The 20,118-nt window shown below is 39.6% G+C and carries 21 protein-coding genes; 20 read left to right on the top strand and 1 reads right to left on the bottom strand.

Translation table 11 applies throughout. The annotated features are described in order from the left end of the window. Positions 1-50: 50 nt before the first annotated feature. The 6 genes from LC040_07545 (at position 51) to LC040_07520 (ending at position 6,564) form a co-directional block, all read left to right on the top strand. On the top strand, positions 51-1,049 hold the full coding sequence (locus LC040_07545) for an aldo/keto reductase (protein ID WLR52737.1): 999 nt from the start codon (positions 51-53) through the stop codon (positions 1,047-1,049). A 36-nt stretch (positions 1,050-1,085) separates the two neighbouring features. Further along, entirely contained in the window at positions 1,086-1,925 is an 840-nt protein-coding gene (locus tag LC040_07540) for an aldo/keto reductase (GenBank protein ID WLR52736.1), read from the top strand. A 159-nt stretch (positions 1,926-2,084) separates the two neighbouring features. Next, entirely contained in the window at positions 2,085-2,906 is an 822-nt protein-coding gene (locus LC040_07535) for an ABC transporter permease subunit (protein ID WLR52735.1), read from the top strand. Further along, on the top strand, positions 2,899-3,972 hold the full coding sequence (locus LC040_07530) for an ABC transporter permease subunit (protein ID WLR52734.1): 1,074 nt from the start codon (positions 2,899-2,901) through the stop codon (positions 3,970-3,972). The genes LC040_07535 and LC040_07530 overlap by 8 nt, the downstream gene beginning before the upstream one ends. A 126-nt stretch (positions 3,973-4,098) precedes the next feature. Beyond that, positions 4,099-4,191: a putative holin-like toxin gene (locus LC040_07525; GenBank protein ID WLR52733.1), complete on the top strand. Its 93-nt coding sequence runs from the start codon at positions 4,099-4,101 to the stop codon at positions 4,189-4,191. Between the two features lie 288 nt (positions 4,192-4,479). Then, positions 4,480-6,564, top strand: coding sequence for an ATP-dependent helicase (locus LC040_07520; protein WLR52732.1), 2,085 nt, complete (start codon positions 4,480-4,482; stop codon positions 6,562-6,564). A 31-nt stretch (positions 6,565-6,595) separates the two neighbouring features. Here LC040_07520 and LC040_07515 read toward each other — a convergent pair whose 3' ends face one another. Then, entirely contained in the window at positions 6,596-7,501 is a 906-nt protein-coding gene (locus LC040_07515) for a GTP-binding protein (protein ID WLR52731.1), read from the bottom strand. Positions 7,502-7,630: 129 nt separating this feature from the next. Between LC040_07515 and LC040_07510 the strand changes: the two genes are divergently transcribed. From LC040_07510 to LC040_07445, 14 genes are all read left to right on the top strand, one after another. Then, a complete protein-coding gene (locus LC040_07510) occupies positions 7,631-8,803 on the top strand; it encodes a PatB family C-S lyase (GenBank protein WLR52730.1) in 1,173 nt (390 codons plus the stop codon). A gap of 16 nt (positions 8,804-8,819) precedes the next feature. Next, positions 8,820-9,866 (top strand): C45 family autoproteolytic acyltransferase/hydrolase, encoded by a 1,047-nt coding sequence (locus LC040_07505; GenBank protein ID WLR52729.1) that lies wholly within the window; start codon positions 8,820-8,822, stop codon positions 9,864-9,866. A gap of 64 nt (positions 9,867-9,930) precedes the next feature. Continuing rightward, entirely contained in the window at positions 9,931-10,674 is a 744-nt protein-coding gene (locus LC040_07500) for an SDR family oxidoreductase (GenBank protein ID WLR52728.1), read from the top strand. A 91-nt stretch (positions 10,675-10,765) separates the two neighbouring features. Next, positions 10,766-11,674, top strand: coding sequence for a gamma-glutamylcyclotransferase (locus LC040_07495; GenBank protein ID WLR52727.1), 909 nt, complete (start codon positions 10,766-10,768; stop codon positions 11,672-11,674). After that, positions 11,671-12,369 (top strand): GNAT family N-acetyltransferase, encoded by a 699-nt coding sequence (locus tag LC040_07490; protein ID WLR52726.1) that lies wholly within the window; start codon positions 11,671-11,673, stop codon positions 12,367-12,369. The genes LC040_07495 and LC040_07490 overlap by 4 nt, the downstream gene beginning before the upstream one ends. A gap of 99 nt (positions 12,370-12,468) precedes the next feature. Further along, positions 12,469-12,816, top strand: a complete 348-nt coding sequence (locus tag LC040_07485) for a YojF family protein (protein ID WLR52725.1) — start codon at positions 12,469-12,471, stop codon at positions 12,814-12,816. A gap of 22 nt (positions 12,817-12,838) precedes the next feature. After that, the gene (bshB2, locus tag LC040_07480) at positions 12,839-13,504 is read left to right on the top strand and encodes a bacillithiol biosynthesis deacetylase BshB2 (protein WLR52724.1); all 666 of its coding nucleotides are present in this window, start codon (positions 12,839-12,841) and stop codon (positions 13,502-13,504) included. 249 nt (positions 13,505-13,753) lie between these two features. Continuing rightward, positions 13,754-14,362, top strand: a complete 609-nt coding sequence (locus LC040_07475; GenBank protein ID WLR52723.1) for a TerD family protein — start codon at positions 13,754-13,756, stop codon at positions 14,360-14,362. A 37-nt stretch (positions 14,363-14,399) separates the two neighbouring features. Continuing rightward, positions 14,400-14,978 carry a TerD family protein gene (locus tag LC040_07470; protein WLR52722.1) on the top strand — a complete coding sequence of 193 codons (579 nt, stop codon included), beginning with the start codon at positions 14,400-14,402 and terminating at the stop codon, positions 14,976-14,978. A 72-nt stretch (positions 14,979-15,050) separates the two neighbouring features. Then, complete coding sequence (locus LC040_07465; GenBank protein WLR52721.1) at positions 15,051-15,626, top strand: TerD family protein; 576 nt, start codon at positions 15,051-15,053, stop codon at positions 15,624-15,626. Between the two features lie 42 nt (positions 15,627-15,668). Continuing rightward, positions 15,669-16,439 carry a TerC family protein gene (locus LC040_07460; protein WLR52720.1) on the top strand — a complete coding sequence of 257 codons (771 nt, stop codon included), beginning with the start codon at positions 15,669-15,671 and terminating at the stop codon, positions 16,437-16,439. Between the two features lie 70 nt (positions 16,440-16,509). Continuing rightward, positions 16,510-17,691 (top strand): HpcH/HpaI aldolase/citrate lyase family protein, encoded by a 1,182-nt coding sequence (locus LC040_07455; GenBank protein WLR52719.1) that lies wholly within the window; start codon positions 16,510-16,512, stop codon positions 17,689-17,691. Then, positions 17,642-19,042, top strand: coding sequence for a phosphoribosyltransferase family protein (locus LC040_07450; protein WLR52718.1), 1,401 nt, complete (start codon positions 17,642-17,644; stop codon positions 19,040-19,042). Before LC040_07455 ends, LC040_07450 begins: the two co-directional genes overlap by 50 nt. Further along, positions 19,020-20,117 (top strand): cysteine protease StiP family protein, encoded by a 1,098-nt coding sequence (locus LC040_07445; GenBank protein ID WLR52717.1) that lies wholly within the window; start codon positions 19,020-19,022, stop codon positions 20,115-20,117. The genes LC040_07450 and LC040_07445 overlap by 23 nt, the downstream gene beginning before the upstream one ends. Position 20,118: the final 1 nt, after the last annotated feature.

Here is a 20,118-nt window from a genome sequence, read left to right as displayed (position 1 = left end):
AAGTGAAATAGCTACAAGAGGTACTTATTCAACTAAAGGAAGGTGAGTGTATGGAATATACAACAATTGGTAGTACAGGGATTGAAGCTTCAAGGATTGGCCTTGGTACATGGGCAATTGGCGGCTGGATGTGGGGTGGAACAGATGAACAGCAATCCATTAAAACAATCCATTCTGCCATTGATAAAGGAATTACCTTAATCGATACCGCACCTGTATATGGATTTGGTCGTTCTGAAGAAATCGTTGGGAAAGCAGTGAAGCAATACGGGCAGCGGGACAAGCTTGTGCTAGCTACAAAAGTTGCACTTGATTGGGACGAGGAGGAAAATGTAGTCCGCAATGCTACAAAAGAACGGATTAAGCAGGAAGTTGAAGATTCCTTGCGCCGCCTTCAGACGGATTATATTGATCTCTATCAAGTGCATTGGCCAGACCCCTTAGTTGAGATTGAAGAAACAGCACAAGCGATGCATGAGCTTTATCAAGAAGGAAAGATTCGAGCGATTGGTGTCAGTAATTTTTCTGTTAAACAACTAGATGAATTTATGAAGGTGGCTCCTCTTCATGCTGTTCAACCGCCTTATAATCTATTTGAACGCAGCATTGAGAAAGATATTTTTCCATATGCACAAACCAATAATCTATCAACCTTGTTATATGGAAGCCTATGTCGTGGGTTGTTGACGGGTAAAATGTCAAAAGACCATAAATTCGAAGGAGATGATCTTCGGAAAAACGACCCAAAGTTTCAAGAACCACGGTTTTCACAATATTTGCAGGCAGTTGATGATTTAGATAAGCTAGCAAGAGAGCAGTTTAATAAAGACATTCTATCACTTGCGGTACGCTGGAACTTAGACCAACAAGGATCGAATGTTGCTTTATGGGGTGCAAGAAAGCCTGAACAAGTTGAGCCAGTTAACAGTATGATGGATTTTCAACTAGATGATGAAACAAAGCAGGCTATTGAAGAGATCCTACAACGCAATATTCAAGACCCTGTTGGCCCAGAATTTATGGCGCCGCCAAGTCGGGAACAAAAGTAAGTCAAATCGCAGCAAATTATCATGGAGGTGGCCAATATGGTAAACAATATTCAAAGCTATACAACATTAAACAACGGTGTAAACATGCCTTACTTCGGACTTGGAACATACAAAATGGAGAATGAGCAAGAAACAGTCGAGGCTGTAAAGAAAGCTCTTCAACATGGTTATCGTTTGATTGATACCGCTTCTTTCTATGACAATGAAGAAGAAGTAGGAAAAGGGATTGCTGAATCTGGGGTTAACCGTGAAGAGATTTTTGTCACTACAAAAGTGTGGAACTCAGAGCAAGGTTATGATGAAACACTTCAAGCATGTGAACGAAGCTTAAAGAAATTAGGGCTTGATACGATTGACCTTTATCTCATTCATTGGCCTGTTCCTGGTAAATACAAAGAAACATGGAAGGCGTTAGAGAAGCTTTATTCTGACGGGGTTGTGAAAGCAATCGGTGTATGTAATTTTAAGGTGAGCCATTTAGAAGACTTAATGGCAGATAGTGATGTTGTGCCAGCTGTTAATCAAGTTGAATATCACCCATTTCTTCAGCAACCGGATTTACACGATTTTTGTGAAAAACATAATATTCAACTAGAAGCGTGGGCACCGCTTATGAGAGGAAAGGTGTTTGACGACCCGACAATCGTTTCATTAGCAGAAAAATATTCGAAAACACCAGCTCAAATTACACTTCGCTTTGAAGTGCAAAATGGTGTTGTGACGATTCCTAAGTCTGTGCGTGAAAAACGGATTGTTGAAAACGCAGATATCTTTGATTTCCAGCTAACAAATGAAGAAATGGAACAAATGCGAGCAACCAATAAAAATGACCGAATGGGCTATGACCCAGATGCATTCCCTTATGAGTCATTATAAATAAACAAATTTTCCCTTTGCATCTTTTGTGCAAAGGGTTTTTTATGCTGCAGAGCAATTAATTTGCCCAAAATTTTAAAAACTTTTCCTAATGGGGTGACAAATTTCTAAATTTTACGTCAAAATATTATAATAGAGTAGTAAGGGGTGAGGGAGATTTTGAAGAATTACATCATGCAGGGTGTAGTAGTGGCCATGTTAATCATTGCTATTACCGTCTTGCCATTTATCGTTACCGAAACAGGAGCAGGCTTTACATTAAAGTTAAACAAAGTCGGTGAATTATTTCAAAGTAGTATACAGCAAGGCTTGTTTGAAAAAGTAGATGCTGCATTTTTCGAGCGGACCGTGCGTACATTCTTTGTTTTGCTTATAAGTCTATGTTTAGGGTTGGCATTTGCATTACTATTAGGGTTGTTTGCGGCGCGCTTTCCATTGTTTCGTTACATGCGTTCACTTATCAATCTTTTATCCGTAGTGCCGGATTTTGTAATTATTTTATTTGCAATTATGCTGGCTGTAAAAATATATGAATGGACAGGAATTCGGGTTGTCACGCTCACATCTGATAAAGCGACAGTTGACTTTTGGTTTCCGGTTTTGATTTTGTCGATTGCACCAGCTTTTTATTTCTTAAAGCTTATTCATTTGCGCTATATCCAAATTAGCGGTGAAGATTATATTCGGACAGCTGTTGCCAAAGGACTTAAGCGCTCTACGATTCATATGCAGTACATATACCGAAACATGCAAACGTATCTGAATGCTGAATTAACAAAAGGCCTTTCATTAACTGTTGGAAACCTTTTCATCGTGGAGTACTTACTGAATATCATTGGACTTACTCATTATATATTTGCTGTTCAGGATTTTTCAGCCATGCTGTTAGGCTTGCTGGCGCTGTTAGTGGATGCATTATTGGTACTAGGTGTCGTCAAACTGCTGTTAGCTTTGTTTAGAAAGGGATTTATCTATGAGTAAATTAAAACAGTTAAATCTACCGTTGTATGTCGGGCTTTTTCTCGTATTGGTCCTTGTTTTTGTTTCAATCGGAGGCCATAAAATCGCTCCTTATACGTTAGAGGACAAATTAGAATCTGAATACAAAATGATTGACGGTGAGGGCGTACTCCTTGCACCACCAATGCGTCCGTTTGAAACCACTGAATATTTGTTAGGAACCGATAATTTTGGATATGACTTGTTAACGAAGCTTCTTTATGGAGCGAAATATACGATTGGCATTGCTTTTGCGGTTTCCATATTAAAAATTATTATTGGGGGTGTGATTGGCCTATACGCTGGAACATCGCGAAAACCATTCACTTGGTGGAGTGCAGTTGAAAATTCTTGGAGCTATGTGCCCATCTTTTTAATTTTGTATTTCTTTTTGCGTCCGATTTCGTTTCAAACATCACTTGAACCCTCACAGCATGTGACTGTTTTTATAGGGTTAACAACACTTCTTAGTTTACCGAGTATTGTTGCCTCGGTTCGCAAGCAAACAAAGACAATTTCCGAGATGGAATTTATAAAGGTTGCGAGAACTTTAGGTGCGAACCGAAACAGAATCGTTTGGAAGCATATTTTTCCTCAATTAAAAGAAGGGTTGCTGGTTATGTTTGTGATGGAAATTGTCTATGTCATGACAGTTATGGGGCAACTCGGCATTTTTCATCTTTTTATCGGAGGAACAGAAGTCCAGAGAGACCCAACGATTTATTTATCGATTACAAATGAATGGGCAGGGCTTATCGGCCAATCACGGGGTTATATTTGGCACGACCAACACATTTTATTAATCCCATTGTTTGCTCTTATCTTTGCGACTAGTTCTTTTGTCTTGCTTGCTAAGGGGCTACAAAATTATTTTCAAACCGATTATCAGCGTGCCCCATGGATTCCAACTGGTCAAAAGCAATCCTATCCTCTTCCAAAGAAAAAAATTAAGATCAGTAACCGTCTTGAGCTACAGCCATTAGAGGTGATATTTGGTATGTACCTGATTTTATTTGTGGCGGGTATGTTCGTCATTTTTGTTGGCTGACATCTCTTTCGATAACATGTCCTTCGTATGATTGTGCGAACGTACGATCTGTTGTATCATGGAAATACAGTCGCATAAGCAGGGTGGGCGGTTGGTACCCCTTTAGGAAAGGGGGTGCTGCCAACAGTGCAGGATTTACAAGTTGTCATTTCAGCTGGTATATTCCTCGTTGCGTTACTCAATTTTATTGTGTTGTTGATTGATAAAATAAAAAAGTAACCCACCCTGCAACGGCCAAGCATTAGGGTGAGTTACTCTCTTTTGTTATGAGCCGACCGCTCTTCCTGCGGTTGCGGCTAGATGGAACCGTCGATGTTTGCGCATCGTCGGTTCTTTTTTTATTTTCCTCTATTAACTACCCTCATTATACTCGCAAACAGTCATGAAAGTAAACTGATTTACATGTAAAACGTGCTTCTCTCCTAGGAAATCCTTTATTTTTTAAAAAGTTTTTGTACAATGGAGAAGTGAAACCCGTAGATTTTATGCAGAAAGAGTGAGATGGCGATGAGTCACGCAAAGACCTTACATAACGACATTTATAAAGAGAAGCCGGTGCAGGCAAAAATGATTCCAAAAGCTGCGCAAACAAATCGCAAAACAACTGTGGAGCTTGTCTCACCTTCAGATAACGATGCATTCTATTTTCGCATGCTAGAGCAAAAAGGTATTTGCTTGAATGAAAACCAACTGAAAGCGGTTCGACATACAGAAGGCCCATTGCTGACGCTTGCAGGTGCTGGGAGCGGAAAAACCTCGGTTCTTACCTCACGGGTTGGTTATATGCTTTCAGTGAAAGAAATTCGTGCTGAAAACATATTACTCTTAACCTTTACACGAAAAGCTGCCGGGGAAATGAAAGACCGTATTACGAGAATTCCTGGAATTACACAACCGATGCTGCGACATATGATGGTTGGGACGTTTCATTCTGTTTTTCTCCGTATTTTAAAAAGCAAGGGCTACGATCAGAAAATATTATCAAATGAACGTCATAAACAAATTATTATTAAAAAGATTTTAAAAGAGATGGGTCTTAAAGATGAGTATGACCCTGAAACACTTCTTTCTCAGTTCTCTTATTATAAAAACATGCTTATCCCGCCGCAGAAATTACAAGCAACGACACCTGTTGAAAAAGAGGTCAAAGCGATTTATACATCATATGACGAATTTAAGATTGAACATCATTATATGGATTTTGATGACATTTTATATTTTACATACGATTTGCTGACAGAAGATGACGAACTGCGAACAAGGCTTCAGGAACGTTTTCAATATATTCTTATTGATGAATTTCAAGATACAAATCTAGCACAATATGAAGTGTTAAAAATGATTGCCGAGCCTCGAAATAACTTAATGGTTGTTGGGGATGACGACCAAACAATCTATCAATTTCGTGGTTCAAATCATAAAATTATTTTAGAGTTTCCATCCATTTTTCCTCACACGGAAATTGTAACACTGGATATTAATTATCGCTCTAACCCTTATATTGTCGGTTTAGGGAATGAAGTGATTCAATATAATCGCGAACGCCATGAGAAGAAGTTGAATGCATCACATACAAAAGGCTTACAGCCATCCTATGCAAACCCGGTTACTACGACAGAAGAAGCAACAGCTGTTATTGAAAGAATTGTAGCTGATGTGAATGATGGCAAACGGGAATTTCGTGACATAGCCGTACTGTACAGAACCCATGCTGTAAGCCGGGCGATTGTCGACCAATTAGTGTGGAAGGAAATCCCTTTCGTATTGCACAGCAATAAAGATTTATTCTATGAACAAGGTTTGGTAAGGCCAGTACTTGATTATTTAAGGCTTAGTTTGAATCCTAATAATTTAGAAGCAGTGATGGGGATTTGTCCGACGCTTTATTTAAACCGTGATCGGACACTGGATTTTATCCGAAATAAATTGTTAGAAGGAGAACTTACTGGTGACCGAAAGCCTGCCCTGCATTATTTACGAGATTTACCACAGCTAAAAGCCTTTCAAAAGAAACAGCTTGAGGAACGGATTAAAATGATTGAGACATTAAAAGAGAAGACAGCATTGGAAGCGATTAAAGAAATTCGTTCTGGTACAGGGCAATATGAAGCTTATTTACAAGATAACAAACGTCAAACATTTACACTTCATAAAGATATTATTCAAGAAACATTAGATGAATTAAGTGAATCAGCCAGCCATTTCAAAGATTTGCGCAAATATATTGCCTTTGTTGAAAAAATTATCGAAAAGCATTATGAAATGGAAAACCTGCGCAAACAAGAAAACCCAGATGCAGTCTCTCTCATGACAATTCACGGGGCAAAAGGATTAGAATTTCCAGTTGTTTATTTAATTGGTGCAAGTGAACAAATCTTGCCGCACAGTTCATCACTTGAAGCAGCAGAGGACAGGCCAACGGAAAAGGCTAGCAGCGAAGAGCAGGTTAATGAATCAGTGGAAGAGGAACGCCGGTTAATGTATGTTAGCATTACCCGCGCGATGGAAGAGCTTTATATTTCCTCACCGAAGTACTTTCGAACAAAACAGCTAGAAATATCAAGGTTCTTAAAGGAAGCATTTGAGCAGTAATAAGAAAATCCGCCATTTAAGGCGGATTTTCTTATGCTTCTAGCTGTTGCAGTTGTTGTGTGAGCTTTTCTCGATCAAGTTCTTCCCCAATAAATACGAGGGTTAAGGGCATCTTCATGAGGTCTGGCATGAGCATTGGCACCCCGTAGGAATATTGGAACGAATAAATGTTTTCAGCATCCGTAAATTTGACATAACCTTTTACACGATAGACGGTATCAGGCATCGTCCGTAGAAAATCTTCAAAGGCAGTCCGGTTAATTGCGGAGGAAAACGTATAAACAAATGACTTAATATGCAAATGTGGGGCTTGTTCGTGTGCTTCTTTTTCTGTTAGTGGTGATTGTTTTAACTGTTCTGGGTTCACCTTTGCGAACGTTGTGAAAAAAGTTTTCGCTTTTGGGTTTAACGATTGAATTTGATAAAGAAGACTTCCTTGCTCCTGTTCGTTTACCGTATCCATTTTATTTAATAGTAATACATCCGCATGTTTGATTTGTTCATGCATAAGTCTGCGCATTTGGATGCTCATCTGTTCTTGGTGCTTCCAACGGTTTAGATCAACAATCGAATAAATGCCTTTCATTTCAATTTTATTTGCAAAAATCGGTGATAGGCATGCATCGTATACTTCCATTGGATGCGCGGCGCCTGTTGTTTCAATATAGACAGCATCTAGGTTGTAACTTGAGAGTAAATCTGCAAGCTGTGCTTCAAATTGTCCGGAAAGTGAGCAGCAAACACAGCCATTTAATAATTCCTTCAATGGTGTTTCTTCTGAAACTGCGTTTGAATCAACAGAAATTTCTCCAATTTCATTCATCACAACAGCAACATGTCGGTTTAATTCCTTTTCATGCTGCAGCAGTTGAGTCAGTAATGACGTCTTCCCGCTGCCGAGAAACCCGCCGAGTATGTAGATTTCAGTTTTTCGCATTAGAATCCTCCTTATCGTTAAGATTATAATACGTGGAGAAAAAAACGAAAAGCAAAGCGAAATATTTTTGCATTTGTCTGGCCTGTTCTATACTAACAGTAGAAGAAGCTTCGAAAAGGAGGATATGCGATGAATTTTGAACAAATACATAATCGTTGGAATACAGATTCTGCAAAATGGGATGGTGCCTCTGCAATCTTTGGAGGAAAAGAACTTCATCCAATGTGGGTTGCTGATATGGACTTCCAAGTGCCAGAAGCCGTACAAAAAGCACTTATTGAAAAAGCACAGCACGGAATATATGGTTATCCGCATGTCCCTGATTCAACCTATGAGTCCATTATAAATTGGCTGTTGAATCGTCATAACTGGAATATTGAGAGGGAGTGGCTTTCCTTTAGTGCAGGAGTTGTGCCTGCAATTAGTATTTTAATTAATGCTTTAACTGAGCCGGGAGATAAAATTATCATTCAGCCACCAGTTTATTTTCCTTTTTTTAAGATGGTGGAAAAGAATGACCGTCAACTATCATTAAATACGTTAAAAGAAAAGAATGGGCGTTACGAAATGGACTTCGAACAGTTAGAAAGCATAATTGATGAAGAAACAAAGATGCTGATTTTATGTAACCCGCATAACCCAGTGGGACGTGTTTGGACGAAAGAGGAATTGAAGCGTCTTGGTGATATTTGCGTCAAGCACAACATCATCATCGTTTCCGATGAAATTCATGGTGATTTGATTTTTGATGGGCACAAGCATATCCCGTTTGCCTCTATCTCAAAAGAATTTGCGGAGATTACAGTTACGTGTATGGCACCTAGTAAAACATTCAACTTAGCTGGTCTTCAAGCTTCTTATATGATTATTGAAAATGAACAAATTCGTAAAAAGGTGAATGATCAGAAAGTGAAACAAGGGATGTTCCATCTTAACACATTTGGCTTAGTTGGGATGGAAGCAGCTTACCAATATGGTGAACAATGGCTAGATCATTTATTAAAATATGTAGAGGAAAACGTTAAAACAGTTGTTGATTTTGTGCAGGAGCAATTACCTGAACTTCAAGTGATAAAGCCAGAAGGCACATACCTTATTTGGATTGACTGCCGCAGCCTTGGTCTTGATTATAAACAGTTAGAAAAACAGTTAATTACCGAAGGAAAGCTTGCCTTGAATCAAGGGTACACATTTGGGGAAACAGGCAAAGGGTTCGTACGTATGAACGTGGCAACACCGAAACAACATGTGTTAGATGGTTTAGACCGTTTGAAAATGTTTGTCAAAAGCGTGAGAAGTTGATGAGTGAGGAGACAACATGAGTGCGATTTATCTTGACGTTCTGCAAGGCCGCGGCTCCTATTATGAGCTCGGTCTTCTCCAAGGACGTCTCCAAAAGCAATCACCACTCTATGAAAATCACCGCAAGCGGCGTAAGCAATCAATGCGCCGGTATACGGCAGAAACTGAACAAGTATATGAGCTGTATCAGCAATTTGCGCCAGGGTTGTGGGAAGAATTGCGAGGCTTGGCAGAGGGTCTTGGCTGGTCGTTAGATGAAACAGTTCATGAATATAGCGGCTTTCAAATGGATTGGAAGCGTTCTGGGTGTACGGTCGTTATCGGTGATAAGTATTATATTCGAAATTATGATTATCATCCGAAGACATATGAGGGAAGATTGCTGCTATGGCAACCAGAAAGCGGTTATGCTTCAATTGGCCCGACACAGCGGATGATTGGCAGAATTGACGGCATGAATGAGAAAGGATTAGTCATGAGCTATAACTTTGTGAACCGCCGACGAGCAGAGCCTGGTTTCATATGCTGTATTCTTTCTCGCATTGTTCTTGACACGTGTGCAGATGTAGATGAAGCGGTAGAAACATTACAACGTTTGCCGCATCGGCATTCATTTATGTACACCCTGTTTGATGCAAGCGGAAAGCATGCAATTGTAGAGGGTTCGCCACGCGGTGTTAAAGTACGGGAAGGCGGTCTATGTACGAATCATTTTGAACTCATGCCTGATGAGAACCGCTACCATCTTGTTGAGTCGAAAAGGCGTATGGCAGAGCTTGAAAAGATTGATTTTTCAAGGCACACAGCAGAAGAAGCTTTTAAAATTATGAACCATACCAAACACGCTATTGCTGCAACGGAATTTGGAAACTGGGACGGTACAATTCATACAACAAGCTATTTTCCGATGGCGCAACAAATGTGGTTTGCGCTTGGCGTTAATGCAATGAATGTGAAGATTGATTTTGAACGTTGGGTAAGCGGTGAAAACATTTATCTCAAGCGAATTAAAGGCTCGATTCCAACAGATTGGCTCACACCGAATATGGGGATGAAATCTTAAGGTTGAATAAGCAAGTGAGCGGGTAAATTAATAAAAGGCCATTAAACATATTGGAGGTTTTCATATGAGTCACTTACAAGATCAAACAGCGATTATTACTGGTGCAAGCAGCGGGATCGGTAAGGAAATAGCTACAAAATTGGCACAGCAAGGCGCAAATGTTGTCCTAGCTGCACGGCGTGTGGAACGTTTAGAAGAATTGAAAAAAGAAATTGAGCAGACAACATCAGCAAAAGTACTTGTAGTGAAAACAGATGTACGGGACCGAGAAGATGTTGAAAACATGTACAAGCAGGCGAAAGATGAATTTGGAAAAATCGATATTTATGTAAACAACGCAGGTGTCATGCTCCTCTCCTTCCTAGAGAAAGATAAAGTAGAAGAGTGGGATGTAATGGTGGATGTTAATGTAAAAGGTGTTCTTTATGGGATCCACGCTGCCTTACCGTCAATGTTAAAGCAAGACAGCGGTCACATTGTGAACATTTCTTCTGTGGCAGGACATGAAGTATTTCCATCTAGTGTTGTGTACAGCGCTACAAAATACGCAGTTCGCGCCATTTCAATGGGCTTAGAGAAAGAGCTGGCAAACACGAATATTCGCGTAACAAATATTTCTCCTGGTGCAGTTGATACCGAGCTGACACATCATATTACTGACCAAACCGTCATTGACAACTTCAAAGATAAAAATCAAGGCAGAAAAATTCTTGAGCCAACAGATATCGCAAAAGCCGTTGCTTATGCTGTAACACAACCGGAATACGTCAATGTAAATGAAATTATCGTTCGACCATCAAAAAAATAACTTGTCGTAAGGATACAGACGATATTGTTTGTATCCTTTTTCATTGCTCATGTTATAATCCTCGTTAAATGGATCAACAGGAGGGATTGCCATGAACAAACATTTCGTATTTGTCTACGGCACACTTCGGAGAAATGAACCGAATGATTTTCTTTTAAAAGATGCGACATTAATTGCGGAACAGGCTTGGACATATGGAGAAATGTATGAAACAAATGATTATTACCCTGTCTTATTCTCATCAGAAGAAGAACGAGTATATGGGGAATTATATGCTGTAACAGATGAGCAATTAAGGAAGCTTGATGTACTTGAAGGATACAAAGATGAAGGTGAGAATAATCTGTATGACAGGCATTTGCAACAAGTATACACAGATACAGCCGTATACGAAGCAAACGTGTATGTACTGCATTCAAACTATGAAACGATGAAAACAAATAAAATTAAATATGGGGATTGGAAGGTGCATCAACTGCTTAAGAAAGAGCAACCTTTGTCTTATTTTGCGTTTGGTTCCTGTATGGATCAAGAACGCTTCGAGCTTGCAAAAGTTGACCATTACTTTCAACGAGTAAAAGGAAGAGGTGTACTGGAAGGGTATTCATTGCAATTTACTTATCATGTACAAGATGGAGGACGTGCAGACCTTGTTGAAGATGGCGGCACGGCAGAAGGGATTGTTTATGAACTTCCGTATGCAGCAATTGATTACTTGTTTACAAGAGAGGGTGTCCATACGCAAAGCTACCGGCCTGCTGTAGTTCAGCTAACGTGTTCTGAAGGGGTGCTCATTGATGTGCTTACCTTTCTCGTCATTCCAAAACAGCCTGAATTAGCACCTCCATTCCATTATGCGCGCGAAATTCTCCGCGGCGGAACAGGTGTATTAAGTGAAGGATACATACAGCAAGTGCAGAAGCGTTTTATTGAGGAATTTCAAGTAACAGGTATAGCAGAATATATTGAAACAGTAGCTGGCAAGGAAGTGAAAAAGTGAAAACAGGGACATTGACGAAAATAGATGGTACAACACACCTCTATGAGATGAGAAAGCTAGGTACCGAGCATTTAGAAGAAATTGAAACACTTCAACAGACAGTCATCGCAGAAATGCCGATTAAAGAATATTGTGATGCACTATCACAGCAAGAACTTCTAAATGTATTAGGTGAAAGAGGTCTTACGCTTGGTGTATTCGTAGAAGGAAAATGTGTTGGATTTCATGCGGTCTTATTTCCTGGTTTAGATGAGGAAAATCTAGGATATGACTGGGGTTTGGATAGCAAACAGCTAATGCAGGCAGCACACTTAGAAATTGTACTCATTTATCCTGAATATCGTGGGAATGGACTTCAGCAACTTATGGCAAAAGAACTGCTTGAGATGTTAAACAAAATGGAAAACATCCGCTATGTATTTGAAACGGTTCATCCACTTAATACACCGAGTGTAAAAAATACGTTAAAACATGATGTAGTCATTGTCGAATTAAAAGAAAAGTATCAAGGCACGCTGCGTTATATTTTTATGCAGGACTTACAACAACCCATTTTAATAGACGAAGCGAGTGTAGTGGAAGTGCGACAGGAAGATATTACGAAGCAACAACAGTTACTGAAAAATGGCTATGTAGGCTTCGACCTTATCAAAAGCGGAGACAAAGTTAACGTTTTATTTGCGAAAAAACGTTAACAAAACGTCTTATAAGCATCCTGCTATACAAAGACGCATGTGTTTTAGTATTCTTAATAATAAGGTCATATTGATAGACGGATAAAGGAGGTTCTGGTTTTGGAAAAGATACAAGCAGATAAAGTACAACAAGCGATTAATGCATTTAATAACAAAGAAGTTTACATACATTTAGAAACGACCAACGGTGCATATGCAAACTTTTTCAACGAAAAGATGTTTAGCGCAGGGGCGTTTATTCGGAACGTTAAGCTTACATATAGTCACGGTAAAATTACAGGAGAGGGTCCATTTCGTGTAGGCTTAAAGCTAAACGGTGGATGGGTTTACGCTGAAGGCTTAACGCATTGGGAAGTTGATGAGAAAGATCGGTTATTACTTGCAGGCCACAGCGGTGATGGAAAGCTGGCAGCTGCACTGGAAATAAGCGAAACACCATTTGATTAACGTATTCAAAGGAGGAACAAAAATGGAACGACATGTTCTTGTAATCTTCCCCCATCCAGATGACGAAGCATTTGGAGTTTCAGGTTCAATTGCCTTATATCGCAAGCAAGGTACGCCTGTTACATATATGTGTGGAACACTTGGTGAGATGGGGAGAAACATGGGGAACCCGCCAATTGCAACACGAGAAACTTTGCCGCAAATTCGAAAAGCAGAATTACAAAAGGCATGTGAGGCTGTAGGTATAGAAGATCTACGTATGCTTGGCTTTCGGGATAAAACACTTGAGTTTGAAGAGCCTGAAAAGTTAATTACGCTTGTTCGTGATGCAATTGATGAATTAAAGCCATCGTTGATTATTACCTTTTATCCAGGCTACTGTGTACATCCTGACCACGAAGCAATGGCTGCTGCTGTAATGGAAGCAGTGCGGCGCACCCCTGAAAGTGAGCGCCCAACTGTTCATGCACTTGCCTTTGCTCATAATTCTGAAGAAGACTTAGGTAAACCTGATATTATCCGTGATGTCAGTGAAGTGATTGAGCAAAAAAGAGAGGCAATTAATGCACACCAATCCCAAATTCACGGCCTCTCAAATGCTGTTAAATCAAGAGAGCAAGTTGAAGATGATGAACAGCTGATCGAATGGATGAAGACGGAACATTTCTGGACGTACACCTTTTCTTAAAACGTAAAACGTCTCGTTGTGACGAGGCGTTTTTCTATGAAATCATTAAAATTAGCAAATTAAGTGAAACTTTTCTAAGTTGTGTGCGTATACACTAGAGAAAGGCAAAATGATGTCGATTTATCTCGTTGATAGAAAGTGTATTTGTTAGATTTTGTCTTTCTGAGAAGAAATATGGTATAGTAGCGTTAACTAAATTGACGCTAACATGAATTATTTTCAGTTATTACATAGAAAGGGTGTGCGCTTGTGGCAATTAATTTGCAAAAAGGGCAACGAATTGATTTGACCAAAGGGAATCCAACTTTAAGCCAACTGATGGTAGGGCTTGGTTGGGATCCAGTGAAAACAAAGAAAAGTGGCGGTCTCTTAGGCAGCTTATTTGGCGGTGGAGGCGAACCAAATATTGATTGTGATGCATCTGTCATCATGCTTGAAGATGATAAGTTCACGAAGAAAGAGCACCTCATATATTTCGGTCAGTTAAAAAGCCGTGATGGCAGTGTTCAGCATACAGGTGATAACTTAACAGGCGAAGGTGAAGGCGATGATGAGCAAATCATGATTGACTTGAAAAAAGTGCCTTCAAATATTAATAAACTCGTATTTGTCGTTAATATCTACGATTGTCAACGTAGAAACCAAGATTTTGGAATGATTGAAAATGCATTTATTCGGATTGTTGATAAAGGAAACAGAGAAGAATTGATGCGTTACAATTTAACAGATAATTATAGCGGGAAAACAACGTTAATTGCTGGTGAAATTTATCGTCAAGGCAGTGATTGGAAGTTTGCTGCTGTCGGTACGGGCACAAATGATACTGGTCTTGAAAGCATCGTTCGACGTTACGCATAATTCTATAAAATTTCCAATATGAGAGGAGAATAAAAGAATGGCAATTTCATTATCAAAAGGACAAAAGGTAGATTTAACAAAAACGAACCCAGGGTTAACAAAAGTCGTCATTGGACTTGGCTGGGATACGAATAAATATGATGGTGGAAATGATTTTGACTTAGATGCTTCTTGTTTCTTGCTTGATGGGAATGGAAAGTGTACAGCTGAAACGGATTTTGTATTCTATAACAATACGAAGCATCCGAGCGGTTCTGTTGAACATACAGGTGATAACCGTACAGGTGAGGGTGAAGGCGATGACGAGCAAATCACAGTGGATTTAAGTCAAGTGCCTGCGAATATTGAAAAGATTTCCTTCGTCATTACAATTCATGATGCAGAAGCACGCAGCCAAAACTTTGGACAAGTTTCAAACAGCTTTGCTCGTATTGTAAATGAACAATCAAATGAAGAGCTTATCCGTTACGACCTTGGAGAAGATTTCTCTATCGAAACAGCTGTCGTTGTAGGAGAATTATATCGCCATAGTGGTGAGTGGAAATTCGCTGCCGTTGGAAGCGGTTATCAAGGTGGTCTTGCATCACTTGTTAAAGACTTCGGCTTAGACGCATAAATTAAGAAGCAGAGGTTAGGGTGCAGAGAAATCTGCACTCTATCTATGAAAGAAATGATTGGAGTGAGGGATATGGCCATTCAATTGACAAAAGGTCAACGAATTGATTTAACAAAAGATAACCCAGGTTTGACAAAAGCAGTCATTGGACTTGGCTGGGATGTGAACAACTATCATGGTGTGGACTTCGACTTAGATGCATCTGCTTTTTTAACAAATGAAAACAACAATTGTGTCAACGACCAAGATTTCGTCTTCTATAATAACTTAGAGCACCCTTCTGGTGGTGTCGTTCATACAGGTGATAACCGTACAGGTGAAGGGGATGGAGATGATGAGCAGCTTGTTGTTGACTTCTCAAAACTTCCTTCCCATGTAAAGCGTATCGGGATTGCTGTCACAATCCATGATGCAGATGCTAGAAAGCAAAATTTCGGACAAGTTTCGAATTCATTTGTACGTGTGGTTGATGAATCAACTGGTCAAGAGCTTCTTCGCTATGATTTAGGAGAGGATTTCTCGATTGAAACGGCAGTCGTGGTATGTGAGTTATATCGACATGGAGATGATTGGAAGTTCAATGCGATTGGAAGCGGCTTTTCGGGTGGCCTTGCATCACTTTGTCGAAATTATGGTTTAGAAGTTTAATATTTTTATGTGATGTGTTTGGACAATTTGGGAGGAATATGATTGGAAATCTTAAGAACGATCATCGAGACATATGCCCAGTTTTTTGATTGGCAGGCATGGGGTGAAGTATTATCCGATCCTGTTTCATGGGGCCTCATCGGGACATTAATTATATTAGAAGGCTTACTATCAGCAGATAATGCGCTTGTATTAGCGGTCATGGTAAAGCATCTTCCAGAGAAACAGCGTAGAAAAGCTCTTACATATGGTTTGATAGGTGCTTATTTCTTCCGTTTCTTATTCATCGGTCTTGGAACATATTTGATTAAGTTTTGGTGGTTAAAGGTATTAGGTGCTGCCTACCTAGCTTGGCTTGTATATAGTCACTTTGCTAAAAAAGGTGGAGACGATGACGAGGGAGAAATCAAAAAAGACGGATGGCTTATTCGTACTTTCGGTATGTTTTGGGGTACCGTTATTGCAGTTGAGCTAATGGATTTAGCTTTCTCAGCAGACAGTATTTTAGCAGCACTTGCGATTTCTGAAGAGATTTGGATTTTATTGCTCGGCGGAATGCTCGGTGTGCTTATGATGCGTACTGTTGCAGGTGTGTTTATCGTCTTAATCGAGAAAGTTCCAGAGATGGAAAATACTGCATTTATTCTGATAGGTATTATTTCTTTGAAAATGTTCGCAAGTGTTTTCGGCTTCCATCTAAGCCATTATGCGTTCTTTGCCTTAATAATTGTAACATTTATCGGAACGTTCATTATTCATAAACGCAATAAGAATAAGCAGGCAAGACGTGAAGCTGCCTCAACAAAAGAGTAAAAAGAAGGGGGCTAATCTCCTTCTTTTTTTTCATCGTCGGTCCTGATTCTAAGATGTAAAGGGTGGTAGGATGCAGTATTTTCATTATTTAACAGATTTTCAACGAGAAGGTTTATTTTATCAAACACCGTATTCTTTCACAAAAGATTCTCCTAAAGAATTCCTTGAACTTGCGCTTGGTGCTGTATTGTATATGCCTGCTACCCGAACTGATCTGGAATCGCTCTTAATCGAGAAAAAGTACGAAGAATTAGCTTCACTTGTCATATGCCTAGAAGATGCTGTTAGTGACTTTGAAGTTGCTGAAGCAGAAGACAATGCTGTGAAACGTATTCGCATGGTCTATGATTCGGTGAAACGAGGAAAGGTGTCAATAGAAGAACTTCCCCTCATTTTTATCCGTGTTCGCAGCCCCCAGCAAATGATGCGGCTCTTTCCTCGCTTAGAAGAAAGTATAAAAATTGTCGCCGGATGTGTATTTCCAAAATTCTCCCAGGCTAATTGTCAAGAATATTTAGATAACCTTAAAGCCATTCAAAGGGAGACTGGAGCGGGGCTTTATGGAATGCCGATCTTTGAAGCGCCTGAAATTCTGTATAAGGAAAGCCGGCTTGACTCCCTCTTAACGATCAGACAAACACTGTCAGCGTATCAAGAGGATATTCTAAATATCCGTATTGGAGCAACAGACTTTTGTGGGTTGTATGGGATTCGGAGAGATTGCTATACAAGTATTTATGATGTTTCACTTATAAGGGATGTCATTACCGATATTGTAAATTTGTTTGGCAGGGATTATGTTATTTCTGGACCTGTATGGGAATATTTCGATTCAAAAGAGCGCCTTTTCAAACCACAGCTTCGTCGCACACCATTCCGTCAAGCGTATGGTGAAAGAGGACTTGAAGTTCGTTCACAATTATTGGATAACAACCTTGACGGGCTTATCCAAGAGACATACTTAGACTTAGCGAATGGCCTGCACGGAAAGACGATTATTCATCCAACACATATAAAGCCTGTGCAAGCAATGCATGTCGTTACCTATGAGGAATTTATTGATGCTTCTATGATTATGAATCAGGCTGAAGGAAACAACGGTGTTTTCAAGAGTGAATATGGCAACAAAATGAATGAAACAAAGCCGCATTTTAAGTGGGCACAAAAAACAATTCGAAAATCTAAGATCTACGGGGTGTTTCATGAAAACCACAAATATATCGACCTACTCACAGAGCCAATTAAAATATGAAATCACGGACCGTTTATCCGTTTCTCTTACACTGGCAGACAGCACGGTCAATTTAACACCAGATTCCCTTTTTCAAATGGCAGCTCGTATGAATAAGAAACGCAGCTTCTTATTTGTCAGTAAAGTGCTTGGAAAACATATTCCAACCCACCCACTTGTGCCACAGCTTGCGGCAGGCCTGCTTGCACTCAAATTTTATCAACAAAAAACAGGCAATTATGATGAGCGGGTGGAAACGATCGTTCAGGCGCTGCAAAGTAATGAACCGCTTAAGTTGCAGCAAGCATATGAGCAATTAGATAAGAAGAAGCTTGCCCTTACCGATAATCATTTATTTGTCGGATTTGCTGAAACCGCAACGGCGTTAGGGCATGCGATGTATGCTTGCTTTGAGGATTCTGCTTATTTTCATACAACACGTGAAGATTTATTAAACGAAACTTCAGTGATTACGTTTGAAGAAGAGCATTCACATGCAACAGCTCACCGCTGCTACGTGTCAAAAGAAGTACTTGAATCAAAGCAGCCTGTTGTGCTTATTGATGATGAAATGACAACAGGTAAAACAGTGCTTAATATTATCCGTTCAATCCATGCTTCTTTTCCAAGAAAAGAATATGCGGTCGTTTCACTGCTTGACTGGCGAAATGAAACAAATAAACAGCAATTCACAAAGCTAGAACAAGAACTTGGAATTACAATTGAAACAGTCTCTCTTCTTTCTGGCGAAGTAGAAGTAAAGGGGGAACCACTCCTTACAAACAGCTTTTCACAAAATGGACAAGCAGATTGCGATCAACAGGTAAACCTACTGAACGTTAATCATTCATTAGTGGAAGCGCCGTATATTTCTCTTAATTCTTTGAAAGAGCAAAATAACAGCTCCTATTTACGAGATACAGGCCGCTTCGGTTTGGAAACAGAAAGAAATCAAGCACTAGAGCAGGAATGCCGAGAAATTGCTTTACAACTATCAAATCATTCTGCTCAAGGTAAAACACTAGTACTCGGCACAGGCGAATTTATGTATATACCGATGAAAATTGCTTCTTATATGGAAGGGGAAGTGTACTACCAATCAACAACACGCAGTCCCATTCACCCGATAAACGATAAAGATTACGCAATTCAAAATGGTATTACTTTTCCAAGTCCTGATGATGAAAGGGTTCAAAACTATCTTTATAACCTGTCTAAATATGAAGATGTTTATGTAGTGTTAGAGCGTGCAACAATGCTTGAGAAGTTGAAAGTGTTTTTACAAGAAATGGATCGCTTTAAAGGGAAAGTACATATTGTCTGCTTAGCAGGGAGAGGGGATGAGGATTTTGACAAACAAACAGGCTGCTAAATTCGGTTCCTATCATCCTCAAGATGTTGTTTTCTTGCTAAAAGATTTATCCCATATTTCGATTGAAAAAGAGACAACAGAACGAGAAAAGGCGATTCAATCAGGCGTCCATTATTCAGAAATGCTCCCTGTTGAATATAAGCCTTCATCTCAATACTTAGATGTATTTCATCAATCATTAGAAAAGTATAAACAACGTGTTGCCGAAGCGGCCGGTGTTGTAGCAGAACGAATGCTTCAGAAGAAAGGTAAAAATCTTGTGCTTGTTTCCTTAGCGCGAGCAGGTACACCGATTGGTATTCTTATCAAACGTTACATTGCTTATCGATACGGCGACGATTTGCCTCATTATAGTATTTCCATTATTCGTGATCGAGGAATTGATACAAATGCGCTTCGTTATATCCGCGAAAAACATCCTAAATCACATATTCAATTTATTGATGGGTGGACAGGAAAGGGCGCCATTACAAATGAATTGACAAAAGCTTGTAGACAGTTGAAAGAGCAAGAGAAAATTATCTTAGATGATGAGTTGGCTGTTCTTGCTGATCCTGGATACTGCTCCTCCTTATATGGCACAAGAGAGGATTTTCTAATACCGAGTGCTGCATTAAATTCCACCGTAAGCGGGCTTGTCAGTAGGACAATTTTGAATGACAATTATATTCACGAAGGTGATTTTCACGGCGCGAAATACTACAATGAGTTACAAAATGAAGATGTATCGAATTATTATATTGAAACGATTTCGAAGCAGTTTCAGCATGTAGGTGAGCGTGTTCATGATCGTCTTATAAGTGATAGTGTTACCGAACCCGATTGGTCAGGTATGGAGACTATTCGTGCCATTCAAGCAGATTTTGAGATTGATAATTACCATTTTATTAAGCCTGGTGTCGGGGAAACGACTCGTGTGTTATTGCGGAGAGTGCCATGGAAGGTGCTCGTTAAGAGGATGGATAACCCTGATTTAGAACATATACTGATTCTCGCAAATGAACGAGGTGTTCAGGTTGAACAGTATGAGCAGATGACATATGAATGCTGCGGCTTAATAAAACCAATGGGGTGAA

Origin of the sequence: Bacillus tianshenii (assembly GCA_020524525.2) — a bacterium.
GTDB lineage: Bacteria > Bacillota > Bacilli > Bacillales > Bacillaceae_N > Bacillus_AV.
Note: the sequence above shows the minus strand (reverse complement) of the source record. Positions and strands in the feature narration are given on the sequence as shown.